Source organism: Phycisphaeraceae bacterium (assembly GCA_015709595.1).
GTDB lineage: Bacteria > Planctomycetota > Phycisphaerae > Phycisphaerales > SM1A02 > CAADGA01.
Genome location: CP054178.1, coordinates 3,630,765 through 3,642,762, shown reverse-complemented (window position 1 = coordinate 3,642,762; position 11,998 = coordinate 3,630,765). Strand labels below are relative to the sequence as shown.

Below are 11,998 nucleotides of genomic sequence, written 5' to 3'. Positions count from 1 at the left end.
ATGCATCCGTGGTTCAAGATTCTGGTTTCCGGTTCTGATGCTTCTGACCTCTGATCTCTGACCTCTTCATTCTCTGTGCCCTCTGTGCCTCTGTGGTTTGTCTTCTCAGAACGGACAGGAAACACGAATGTCGCTGCTTGAGATCACTAACCTGCATGTCTCCGTCGAAGGCCAGCCAATCCTGCGCGGGCTGGACCTGACCATCAATCCCGGCGAAGTTCACTCCATCATGGGCCCGAACGGCTCGGGCAAGTCCACGCTCGCCCGCGTCATCGCCGGGCACGAGGCGTACGAAGTGACGGAGGGGACCATCCTCTTCCGCGGCAGGGATCTGCTTGAGATGGAGCCGGACGAGCGCGCCCGCGAAGGCGTCTTCATGGCCTTCCAGTACCCCGTGGAAATTCCGGGCGTCAAGACCACCCAGTTCCTCAAAGCGGCGGTCAACGCCACGCGCAAGCACCGCGGACTGCCTGAACTGGACGCCATGCAGATGCTCAAGCTCTTCCGTGAGAAGATGAAGCTCATTCACATCGACGACGACCTGCTCAAGCGCAACGTCAACGAGGGCTTCTCGGGCGGCGAGAAGAAGCGGGCGGAGATCTTCCAGATGGCCGTGCTCGAGCCCGCTCTGTGCGTGCTGGACGAGACCGACTCCGGCCTGGATATCGACGCCCTGCGCGTGGTGGCCGACGGCGTCAACGCCATGCGGAGCAAGGATCGCGGCTTCCTCGTCATCACGCACTACCAGCGGTTGCTCAACTTCATCGTGCCCGACTTCGTCCACGTGCTGGTGGAGGGCCGCATCGTCCACTCGGGCGGCAAGGAACTCGCCTACGAACTGGAGGAGAAGGGATACACGTGGCTGGAGAAGGAGCCAGCCGCCGCCTGACTCTGCCGTCGCATTCCTTCGGGCATGGGGTGGGCCGAGTCCGCGACACCCGCCGCTCACATGGTCCGATTCTCACGAACTGCCTGGTGCCTTCCATGACGACCGCCGCCACCATGAACGCCCCGACCAGAACCTCCGCCGTGCTGGACGATGCGGGGCTTGACGCTTCGCTGCTCCCCGCCGGACCCGCGATGCTCACGTCCATCCGCCGGCAGGCGATGGAGGCGTTCAACCGGCTGGGCATCCCCACGACGCGCGATGAGAACTGGAAGTACACCTCCCTCAAACCGCTCCTGAAGGCCGGTCTGTCGTTGCGCGCCCCCGAGGCGAAGTCCGTCACCGAACAGGACATCCGCCGCTTCGCGCTGCCCGACGTGTGCGGCGTGCGACTCGTCTTCATCAATGGGCGCCTTCGACGCGACCTTTCGACCGTCGAGCGGCTCGAACCGGGCGTGAGCGTGATGACGCTCGCCGAAGCCCTGCAGCGCGCGCCTGAACTGGTCACGAAGCATCTCGCGCGGCACAACGCCTTCGAGCAGGACGCCTTTTCGGCGCTCAACACGGCGCTGTTCGACGACGCTACGGTCATCCATTTCGCCCGCGACGTGATCGCCAGCGAGCCGATCACGCTGCTCAACGTCTCCTCCGTGGCGGAAGGAGCCGGCTTCGTCACACACCCGCGCCTGCTCATCGTCGCCGAGGAGTCCAGTCGCGGACTCGTGATCGAGGATCAGGTTTCGCTCGGCGACGGACCGCACCTGACCAACGCCGTCACCGAGGTCAACGTCGGCCCGGATGCTGACATCTCGCACTGCTACCTGGCGCGGGAGAACGGCGCGGCGTTCGACATCTCCACGCTCACCGCCGTGCAGGGGCGTAACAGCCGCTTCGCCTCGCACTCCATGCTTCTGGGCGGGGCGATCGTGCGCAACAACGTCAACCCCATTCTCGATGGAGAGAACGGCCACGGCCTGCTCAATGGGCTGTACGTCGGACGCGGCGCGCAGCACCTGGACAACCACATGCGCGTCGAGCACCGCAAGCCGCACTGCGACAGCCGCCAGTACTACCGCGGCATTCTGGCGGACCAGTCGCACGGGGTGTTCACCGGGCGGATCATCGTCTCTCCCGGCGCGCAGAAGACCGACGCCGTGCAGAGCAGCCAGAACCTGCTGCTCTCCGACGCCGCCCAGGCCCAGACGCGCCCGCAACTGGAGATCTACGCCGACGACGTGAAATGCACGCACGGCGCGACCATCGGCCGGCTCGATGAGGACGCCCTGTTCTACCTGCTTTCGCGGGGCGTCAGCCGCGTCGACGCCAACGCGCTGCTGGTCTACGCCTTCGCGGGCGAAATGCTTGGCCGCATCGAGCACGACGCCCTCCGCCGCGCTGTCACGCACCTGGTCATCGACCGGCTGCCGGACAGCGGCAACCTGCATGAGACGGTGGGCTGAAGTCTGGTCGGCACGCTCTCGACCCTTCGCGCAATTGCCGGGGGAATGACCGCCAACCCCTGCGTGACAGTTCAGGGCCCGAAAGGAGAACGCCATGTCCGCCGCCTACGCGCATCCCGAAGTCCTGGTCTCCACCGACTGGGTAGAGAAGCACCGTTCAGACACGAAGAACATCCGCATCGTCGAAAGCGATGAGGATGTGCTGCTCTACGCCACGGGCCACGTTCCCGAGGCCATCAAGATCGACTGGATCAATGACCTCAACGACCCCGTGGTGCGCGACTACATCGATCCCGCTCGCTTCGCCGCGCTGTGCGCCAGGCACGGCATCTCCAACGATACCACCGTCGTGTTCTACGGCGACAAGAACAACTGGTGGGCGTGCTACGCCTTCTGGGTGTTCAAACTGATGGGGCACCCCAAGTGCATGGTGATGGACGGCGGGCGCAAGAAGTGGGAGGCCGAAAGGCGCCCCATGTCCACCACGACGCCCTCGTACCCCAGGGCGTCCTACACGCCGCCGGCCAAACCGGACTACTCCATCCGCGCCTTCCGCGACGAGGTGCTGGCCCACATGAAGGCCAGGAAGCCCATGGTGGATGTGCGCAGCCCGCAGGAGTTCTCCGGCGAGCGCACCCACATGGCGGAGTACCCGCAGGAAGGCGTGCTGCGCGGCGGCCACATTCCAGGTGCGAAGAACGTCCCCTGGGCCCGCGCCGTGGCCGAGGACGGAACCTTCAAGAAGCGCGAGGACCTCGAAGCCATCTACCTGCGCGAGATCGAACTCAAGCCCACCGATGATGTGGTCGCCTACTGCCGCATCGGCGAGCGCTCCAGCCACACGTGGTTCGTGCTCACGTACCTGCTCGGCTTCCAGAAGGTCCGCAATTACGACGGCTCCTGGACCGAATGGGGCAACAGCGTCGGGCTGCCGATCGAAAAGACGCACGTGCCGAAGTGAACCGCCGCCGTGAGGGAGCGGTTGTACGCACCATCTGGTCATCATCGCGTACGATGCTTCATGCCCGCCGCGCTGGATGACATCATCGACACGTTCCAGAGCGTCGATCGCGACACGCGCCTGGAACTGCTGCTGGATTTCTCGAAGAAACTGCCGCCGCTTCCGCCCGAGCACCGGGCCGCGCGGGATGCGGGACTCAACCGCGTCCACGAGTGCATGACGCCGGTGTTCCTCTTCATCGAGCGTGGGAATGGCCGGGTTCACCTTCACGCCGACGTGGCGGACGAGGCCCCGACCGTGAAGGGGTTCGTCTCCATTCTCGTGCAGGGGCTCGATGGCGCGACGCCCGCCGAGGTGGCTGCGACGCCCAATGATCTGGTCGATCGGCTCGGGCTGGCCGACCTGCTGCGCATGAACCGGGCGGTTGGGCTGGCTGCGGTGCTCGCTCGGATCAAGCGTGAGGTGGCGGTGGGATGAGGCGCCAGGAAGACATCAGCCGTCAGCGAATGATGAGTGAGCCGCGACTGTGAGGGAGCGGTCAATCCGCCGCATGCGGCTGCGCATGGATCGCGCGAATTGAATCGCACCGCGGGCCGCTCGCTCCTACGATTGGTCGTCCGATGACCATCGCACCCCATCAGTCCGACGCGAGGCCTCGCGCGTACGACGTGGAAGCCGTCCGGCGCGACTTTCCCATCCTCGCACGCCGGATTCACGGCAAGCCGCTCGTGTACCTCGACACCGCGGCCACGGCCCAGCGGCCGCGCGCCGTCATCGACGCCGTCGACCGCTTCTGGACCACCTGCAACGCCAACGTCCACCGCGGCGTCCACACCCTCAGCATCGAGGCCACCGACGCCTTCGAGCAAGCCCGCGCGCGGCTGCAGCGCTTCATCAACGCCGCCGAGGTCCGCGAGATCATCTTCACCCGCGGCGCCACCGAAGCCATCAACCTCGTGGCCCAGTGCTGGGCCCGGCCGCGTCTGAAGCCCGGCGACATCATCCTCATCGGCCAGAGCGAGCACCACTCCAACATCGTGCCGTGGCAGATGGTGCGCGAGTGGACCGGGGCTGAGATCCGCGTGATTCCCGTCACGGACGCGGGCGAACTCGACGTCGCCGCATACCAGCACCTGCTCGAAGAGCGCGTGAAGCTCATCGCCATCCAGCACGTCTCGAACACGCTGGGCACGGTTCACCCGCTCAAGGCCCTCATCGCCGCCGCCCGCAGGAACGCACCGCACGCGGTCGTCGTGGTCGATGGAGCGCAAGGCGCACCGCACCTGCGCGTGGATGTGCGCGACCTCGACGCCGACTTCTACGCCGTCGCCGGGCACAAGATGTACGGCCCCACCGGCATCGGTCTTCTCTACGGTCGGCGCGCCCTGCTCGAAGCCATGCCCCCGTGGCACGGCGGCGGCTCCATGATTCGCTCCGTCACTTTCGAGAGGACCACTTACGCCGACCTGCCCGACAAGTACGAGGCGGGCACGCCCAACATCGCCGGCGCCATCGGTCTGGCCGCTGCGGCGGACTATCTCGATTCCCTCACGCTCGACGCCATCGCCGTCCACGAGCACGATCTGGTGACGCACGCCGCCTCCGCGCTCGCCGACGTTCCCGGTCTGCGCTTCATCGGCGCCGTCAGGCCGCCCCACCGGGCGGGCGTCGTGTCCTTCACGCTCGAAGGCGTTCATCCGCACGACATCGGCACCATTCTCGACAACGAGGGCATCGCCATCCGCACCGGCCACCACTGCACGCAGCCGCTCATGCAGCGCTTCGGCGTGCCCGCCACCGCACGGGCCTCCTTCGGCGTCTACACCACGCGGCAGGAGATTGACGCGTTGGCGGCGGGGCTGCGGAAGGTGATCGAGGTGTTCGCGTGATGTCCGATCTCGACGACCTTTACCAGGAAGTCATCCTCGATCACGGCCGCTCGCCGCGCAACTTCTACGCGCTGCCCGGCGCCTCTCACCATGCCGAGGGCTCCAACCCCCTCTGCGGCGACCGTGTTCACGTGGAACTGATCCTGCGCGGAAAGAATGGTGGAGCAACCATCGACGACATCGCCTTTACCGGCGCGGCGTGCGCCATCTGCCTCGCCTCCGCCTCGATGATGACTGAGCACGTCAAGGGACTGAGCACGTGCGAGACCCGCCGCACGGCCGAGGACTTCCGGCGGATGCTGGTAGGCGGAGGGGGCGGTGAGGAGGCGCTCGCCGACAGCCCGCTCCTTGCCCTCGCCGGCGTCCGCAAGTTTCCCATGCGCGTGAAGTGCGCCACCCTGCCGTGGCACACGCTGCTCGCCGCGCTCGATTCAGGCGACGCCGCGGCGCCGGCCGGCATCGAACGCACGCCCGTCTCAACGGAGTGACCGCATGAGCGACGCGAACCCGCCCGCCTTCGACGTGGATGATCTCCGCCGCCGCATCATCGAGTCGCTGCGCACCGTCTACGACCCCGAGATTCCCGTCAATCTCTACGATCTGGGGCTGATCTACGCGCTCGACATCGACCCCACCGGCGACGTGCGCGTCACCATGACCCTCACCACGCCCAACTGCCCGGTGGCTGAGTCGATGCCCGGGAAGGTGCGCGAGGCAGTGGAGGGGGTGGAGGACGTGCGCGACGCGATCGTGACGCTGACCTGGGAGCCGCCCTGGACGGGCGAGCGCATGACCGAGGATGCGCGGCTGGCGCTCGACATGATGGGCATTTCCTGGAAAGACCCGCACGGGAGCGCCTCGGCGGCGAGGAAGATCACCCCCATCACCTTCGGGCGCACGGAGCGGCCACCGCGTTAGCGGGCACGGCGCGGACGCTGATGCTGCGAGCCGTTCGGCCCCGGCGCGACCGGTCGCCGAACGGTATCATGCACGAACGTCGCCAGACGAGGGAATCCGCCATGAGCACGATCGCGCGATCCGAATCCGCCAGCATCGAGTCCGTCCTGCACGAGGAGCGGCTGTTTCCGCCGCCCGCGGACCTGGCGCAGCGTCTGGGCGGGTTGTACGTCAACTCGATGGACGAGTATCGAGCGATGCACCGCCGCTCGCTGGATGATCCCGAGGGCTTCTGGGGCGAGGCGGCGCGCGAACTGGACTGGTTCGATCCCTGGACGCCCGGCAAGGTGCTGGAGTGGAATCCGCCGGACGCGAAGTGGTTCGTGGGCGGAACGACCAACATCTGCCACAACTGCATCGACAGGCAGATCAAGGCGGGGCTGGGCGATCAGGTGGCGATCATCTGGGAAGGGGAGCCGATGCCCGACGGCGTGCCGGAGATTCGGCGGCTCACGTACAACGACCTTAAGGACGAGGTCTGCCGCTTCGCCAATGCGCTCAAGTCGCTGGGCGTGAAGAAGGGCGACGTGGTCACGATCTACATGGGCATGGTGCCCGAGCTGGCGATCGCCATGCTCGCCTGCGCCCGCATCGGAGCGGCCCACAGCGTGATCTTCGGCGGATTCAGCGCGCAGGCCATCGTGGACCGCGTGCATGACGCCGGCAGCAGGATCATCATCACCTGCGACGGCGCGTGGCGGCGCGGCCATGTCGTCCCGCTCAAGGAGAACGTCGACGCCGCCTGCGCGCAGCTGGCGGGCGGAAAGGACGCGGTCGGCGCCGTCGTCGTGCTGCGCCGGTGCGGCAACGAACTCGCCTGGCACGGCGGGCGCGATCACTGGTGGCACGATCTCACGCTGGCCGCGCCCACGGAATGTCCCTGCGAGCCGATGGACTCGGAGGCCATGCTCTTCCTTCTCTACACCAGCGGCTCAACCGGCAAGCCCAAGGGCATTCTGCACACCACCGGCGGGTACATGGTGCATACGTACCTCACCGCCAGGTACGTCTTCAATCTGCGGCCCGATCACGAGCAGGTCTACTGGTGCACCGCCGACATCGGCTGGGTCACGGGACACTCGTACATCCTGTACGGCGTCCTTCCCAACCGTGTGCCGACGCTGATGTACGAGGGCGCGCCCAACTTCCCCCAGCCGGATCGCTTCTGGAGCATCGTCGAGCGGCACAAGGTCACGCAGTTCTACACCGCGCCCACGGCGATCCGCGCGTTCATGAAGTGGGGCGATGAGCATCCGAAGAAGCACGATCTCTCCTCGCTGCAGGTGCTGGGGAGCGTGGGTGAGCCGATCAACCCCGAGGCGTGGATGTGGTACCGCGAAACCATCGGCGGCTCGCGCTGTCCCATCGTCGATACCTGGTGGCAGACCGAGACGGGCGGACACATGATCACGCCGCTGCCCGGCTGCACGCCGACCACCCCCGGCAGCTGCACGCTGCCCTTCTTCGGCGTGGATGCGGCGGTCGTCAACGAGCGCGGCGAGGAGCAGCCGCCCAACACCGGCGGGCTGCTGGTCATCCGCCGCCCGTGGCCCGGCATGCTGCGGGGCATCTACGGCGACCGGCAGCGGTTCATCGATACGTATTTCACGCGCGTCAAGGGGCCGGACCCGCGCGATGCGGAGCGTCGCGCCCCGCAGGTCGGTGGCGCGGGCGTGACGCCTGCGGTTCCTTACTATTTCACCGGCGACGGCGCCCGCCGCGACCCTCGCGGCTACTTCTGGATCATGGGCCGCGTCGATGATGTCATCAACGTCTCCGGCCACCGGCTGGGGACGATGGAGGTCGAAAGCGCCCTGGTCAGCCACGACGCGGTCGTCGAGGCGGCGGTGGTGGGCATGCCGCACGAGATCAAGGGCACGGGCATCGCGGCCTTCTGCACGCTCGACCCCAACTTCAAGCCCAGCGAGGATCTCAAGAAGCGGCTCTGCGACCACGTGGCGAAGGAGATCGGGGCCATCGCCAAGCCGGACATGATCCGCTTCACCGACGCCCTGCCCAAGACCCGCAGCGGCAAGATCATGCGGCGTCTGCTGCGCTCCATCGCCGCCGGCGAGGAGAAACTGACGCAGGATACGACCACGCTGGAGGATTTCTCTGTGCTGGCGAAACTGAGGGAGCAGGAGGAGGGGTGAACACGCACGATCTTCATGCTCGTCTACCGCACCCAGGTTCACGGCCATTTGATCGAAGCCCGGCGCGGGCCGCTGGGCGGTGAGACCGTGCTGCTCAACGGACGGGTCATCTCCTACCGTCCGTTGGCGGGGTGGACGCGCGGGTCGCACTTCTTCGATGTCACCGATGAGCAGGGACGGGCGCGGCACGTCGAAGTGCAGTGGATCGATGTCTCCAAACTGGGGCTGGGCAAGTACCGCGTCACGGTGCGCGTCGATGGCGTGGAGCGGGCGCGGCTGGAGCCGATCGACCCCGCGAGGCCCATCGACGTGTGCTACCAGTGCGGCTACCCGCTCAAGGGCCTGCCCATCGTGCACGGCGAGATCCGCTGCCCGGAGTGCGGGCGGCACACGCTCGCCGCGTTCATCGGAAACGACCTCTCCGAGCCGGGCGCGGCGGACAAGCTGCCCACGGCGACTGGCCCGGCGGTGAATGAGAAGGCAACCGCAGAGTCACAGAGCCAATCAGGTCGGAACCACGGATGAACACGGATGAGCACTGATGACGATGAAGTCGAGTCGGTGAAAAGCGCATCGCTCGGATCTGTGTTCCTCGGTGTTCATGCGTGGTTCCAAGGGGTCTCGAATCGCGCACTGGCTTGTTGACTTCTGGCACTTCCGCACTCTGTGGCTCCGTGTCTCTGTGGTTGCATCTCTTCATTCGACGGGTCGGTTCGACACATGCCCTCATCGTCGTGGTGCGGGGTCGGCCCCATCGATCGTCAGCCGCGCCGGGTGGCCAAACCACGGCTTCACGGGGCCGATCGTGCCGTACTGCTCCTGAAGCACCTTTGTCACATCCTGCATGGTTCCATCCGCCGCCACCCAGCCGCCCGCCACGTCGGGAAAGTCCACCTTGCAGTTCTCGCACTTCTTCTCGCTGTAAAAGCGGATCGGGCACCAGAACGACTCGACGTTGCGCAGCATCTCCGAGCCGAGCGACCAGACGCCGGTCATCCAGTCGCAGTAGAGGCACCAGATGAGGTCGTAGCCGACCAGCCCGCTGAACTTCTGCCTCGACATGTTGACCCAGTCGCCCTGGCGGTACTTCGGCAGGCGCGTGGTCCACGTGATGACGGGGTAGACGAAGTACTGGCCGAATCGCACGCCCCAGAAGACGGGCACCACCCACGCCGTCCACCACATGCCGAAGTGGTTGCGAAAGCGGCCCACGATGCCATCCAGCGTGCGGTAGATGCGCGGGCCTTTGCGGGCCGCGGGGTGCGTGATCTCGTGCAGAATGATCCACGCCCACAGGGCGCCGACCTGCGCGCCAACGCTCATCGCGACGCCCAGCCAGCCGTGGGTGATGGCGCCAACGATCCACGGCACGGCGGTGAAGGCGAACAGCACCACATCCACCAGCGGAGCGCGGCAGAGGACGTCGCTCACGCGCCGAAACAGTCCGCCGGAGGCGCCCAGCCATCCGATGAAATGCAGCACACCAGCCAGCGCGAGCAGCCCGAGGGCGACGGCGAGGAACAGTTGGAGAAGGGGGGACATGGGGGTTCCTTCGAGACGTGTTGCGGCTTACACGACAGGCATGCCTTCGCGCGCCGTCAATCCCGCGTACAGTTCGCTCAGCCGCCGCGTCACCGGGCCGACCTTGCCATCGCCGACCGTGCGTCCGTCCACCTTCACCACACCCGCCAGTTCGCCCATGGTGCCGGTGCAGAAGCACTCATCGGCGCGGTAGACCTCGGTGAGCGAGAGCCGCTTCTCGATGAGTGGGATGGCATGCGTCCGACAGAGTTCGATCACCGTGGCCCGCGTGATGCCCTCCGGGCAGGCGTCCTCGTGCGAGGTGAGCACCGTGCCACGTTGGACGATGAACACATGGGTCGCGTTGGTCTCGGCGATGAAGCCGTCGCGGTCGAGCATGAGCGCATCATCCGCCCCGGCGGTGTTGGCTTCGATCTTGGCGAGGATCGACTGAATGAGATTGCAGTGGTGGATCTTGGGGTCCAGCATGTCCGGCGCGAAGCGGCGGATGGAGGCCGTCACCAGCGTCAGCCCGCCCTTGCTGTAGACGGGCGGTTTGTGCTCCGCCAGCACGATGAGCGTGGGGCCGGACTGGTTGAGCCGCGGGTCCATGCCGCTGGTGATCTTGATGCCGCGCGTGAGCGTCAGGCGGATGTGGACGCCGTCGGTCATGCGGTTGGCCTCAAGCGTGCGGCGGATCTCGTTGATGATCGCCTCATGGCTCGGAATCGACGCGAACGCCAGGGCCTTGGCGCTGGAGCGAAGTCGGTCCAGGTGCTCGACCAGTTTGAAGATGCGTCCGTTGTAGAGTCGCAGCCCTTCCCACACCGCGTCGCCGCCCTGCACGGCGGAGTCGAATGGGCTGATCCCCGGCTGGTCGCGGGGGATCAGCCGCCCGTTCACGTTGTAGACGATGTCGCGGTTCTTGTCGTTGAAGGTCTGCAGCATGGGTGTGGATCGAATCGGCGCGGCGAGCCATTGCGACGCACCGATGATAGTGGGCGCGGGGGCGCCGCAGTCGGTATGCTCAGGTCAGCCGGTCTCGATGGAGTCGTTGATACAACGCCATGCACTGCTCCAGCAGGGGATGCAACGCATCCGGCACATCCTCCGACTTCGGCCGATACGGCTCGAAGCCGGTGGATCGTTCCACGTTGTGATACCAGTGCTTCGCCCAGACGCCATCGGTATCGCGCGGCCCGGGCGGCCAGTGGAGCATGGCGTCAGCGAACGGCACTCCGAGGGCGTCGCACAGCAGCCCGAGCGTGCGGCGGGGATTCTCCAGCACGTCCCGTGCGTCGATGACCGGGGGTGTGCGCCCCATTCGCTGCTTCACGCGATCGAAGATTTCAACCTGCTGAGGCAGGCCGGTGTCTTCCAGCCGCGGGTCGGGGATGGTGCGGATGTACGACGTGAGCATCTCGCGCGGGTCGCGGATGAGAAATGTGTGCGTCAACTCATCCAGCCATTCCCGGTCGATGGTCGGCAGCAGGTGGTGCGTCATGTGCTTCTGATAGAAGATGGCGCGGCCGTCGGGGACCGGGCCGGTGAGCCACGCGACCACCTTTCGCCAGTCCGTCTCGTGGTGGGCGATGACTTCCACCGCGCCGGGGTGGGGGAGCCCGGTGATCTTCAGGTAATGGGCGTACAGCGGTTCGTCGCAGACCACGGTGTCCGGTCGGTTCCCCCAGGCGCGCATCATGGCGGTGGAAATGTTGCGCGGTCCGGACCACATGGCGAGGCGCATCGACATGGCGGCAGGATACCGGCCGGATGACTGGCGCGTGATGCGTTGAAACGAAGAACCGGGTCAGACGCTCGGGACGGCCTGCCATTGGGCGGCGGCCTGAGCGGTTCGCTCCCGCAAGATGCGCAAGGTCTCCTCCACCTCGTGGGTGGGCGCGTTGAGCACAGCGCCAACCTCGTGGATGGATAACTCATCCACGTAGTGGAGCGCCAAGACGAGTCGCTCAAACCGGGTCAGCGTGCCGGCGAAACGCCGAACGAACGTGGCATCCTTGCCCTGCATGTTCGTGCCTCCGTGACGTCGCACCCTGCCGGGTGCGGTGGTGAACACTCCCTGTTCACGTGGGCGGCATTGTGAGCGGGGACGCCATCGCTGGCAAGGGGGGAAGGGCCGCGGCATCCTTGTTTTCCCAGTTTTCCCGGTT

Annotated in this window: 13 protein-coding genes; 9 read left to right on the top strand and 4 right to left on the bottom strand. The window is 66.3% G+C overall.

The genetic code is table 11. The annotated features are described in order from the left end of the window. Positions 1–127 precede the first annotated feature (127 nt). From sufC to HRU76_15385, 9 genes are all read left to right on the top strand, one after another. The gene (sufC, locus tag HRU76_15425; GenBank protein QOJ18893.1) at positions 128–889 is read left to right on the top strand and encodes a Fe-S cluster assembly ATPase SufC; all 762 of its coding nucleotides are present in this window, start codon (positions 128–130) and stop codon (positions 887–889) included. 86 nt (positions 890–975) lie between these two features. Continuing rightward, on the top strand, positions 976–2,346 hold the full coding sequence (gene sufD, locus HRU76_15420; GenBank protein ID QOJ18892.1) for a Fe-S cluster assembly protein SufD: 1,371 nt from the start codon (positions 976–978) through the stop codon (positions 2,344–2,346). A gap of 94 nt (positions 2,347–2,440) precedes the next feature. Further along, entirely contained in the window at positions 2,441–3,307 is an 867-nt protein-coding gene (locus HRU76_15415; GenBank protein ID QOJ18891.1) for a sulfurtransferase, read from the top strand. Between the two features lie 60 nt (positions 3,308–3,367). Further along, positions 3,368–3,784: a SufE family protein gene (locus HRU76_15410; protein ID QOJ18890.1), complete on the top strand. Its 417-nt coding sequence runs from the start codon at positions 3,368–3,370 to the stop codon at positions 3,782–3,784. 143 nt (positions 3,785–3,927) lie between these two features. Next, complete coding sequence (locus HRU76_15405; GenBank protein QOJ18889.1) at positions 3,928–5,196, top strand: cysteine desulfurase; 1,269 nt, start codon at positions 3,928–3,930, stop codon at positions 5,194–5,196. Next, positions 5,196–5,684, top strand: a complete 489-nt coding sequence (locus HRU76_15400) for an SUF system NifU family Fe-S cluster assembly protein (protein ID QOJ18888.1) — start codon at positions 5,196–5,198, stop codon at positions 5,682–5,684. Before HRU76_15405 ends, HRU76_15400 begins: the two co-directional genes overlap by 1 nt. A gap of 4 nt (positions 5,685–5,688) precedes the next feature. Next, complete coding sequence (locus HRU76_15395) at positions 5,689–6,114, top strand: DUF59 domain-containing protein (protein ID QOJ18887.1); 426 nt, start codon at positions 5,689–5,691, stop codon at positions 6,112–6,114. 101 nt (positions 6,115–6,215) lie between these two features. After that, a complete protein-coding gene (acs, locus tag HRU76_15390) occupies positions 6,216–8,306 on the top strand; it encodes an acetate--CoA ligase (GenBank protein ID QOJ18886.1) in 2,091 nt (696 codons plus the stop codon). Positions 8,307–8,321: 15 nt separating this feature from the next. Further along, the gene (locus HRU76_15385; protein QOJ18885.1) at positions 8,322–8,831 is read left to right on the top strand and encodes a hypothetical protein; all 510 of its coding nucleotides are present in this window, start codon (positions 8,322–8,324) and stop codon (positions 8,829–8,831) included. A gap of 201 nt (positions 8,832–9,032) precedes the next feature. On the opposite strand, the gene HRU76_15380 is transcribed toward HRU76_15385, so the two are convergent. From HRU76_15380 to HRU76_15365, 4 genes are all read right to left on the bottom strand, one after another. After that, positions 9,033–9,848, bottom strand: coding sequence for a hypothetical protein (locus tag HRU76_15380; protein QOJ18884.1), 816 nt, complete (start codon positions 9,846–9,848; stop codon positions 9,033–9,035). A 27-nt stretch (positions 9,849–9,875) separates the two neighbouring features. Next, positions 9,876–10,775 carry an aminotransferase class IV gene (locus tag HRU76_15375; GenBank protein QOJ18883.1) on the bottom strand — a complete coding sequence of 300 codons (900 nt, stop codon included), beginning with the start codon at positions 10,773–10,775 and terminating at the stop codon, positions 9,876–9,878. A gap of 79 nt (positions 10,776–10,854) precedes the next feature. Then, the gene (locus HRU76_15370; GenBank protein ID QOJ18882.1) at positions 10,855–11,580 is read right to left on the bottom strand and encodes an HAD family hydrolase; all 726 of its coding nucleotides are present in this window, start codon (positions 11,578–11,580) and stop codon (positions 10,855–10,857) included. 57 nt (positions 11,581–11,637) lie between these two features. Beyond that, on the bottom strand, positions 11,638–11,856 hold the full coding sequence (locus HRU76_15365; GenBank protein QOJ18881.1) for a hypothetical protein: 219 nt from the start codon (positions 11,854–11,856) through the stop codon (positions 11,638–11,640). Positions 11,857–11,998 lie beyond the last annotated feature (142 nt).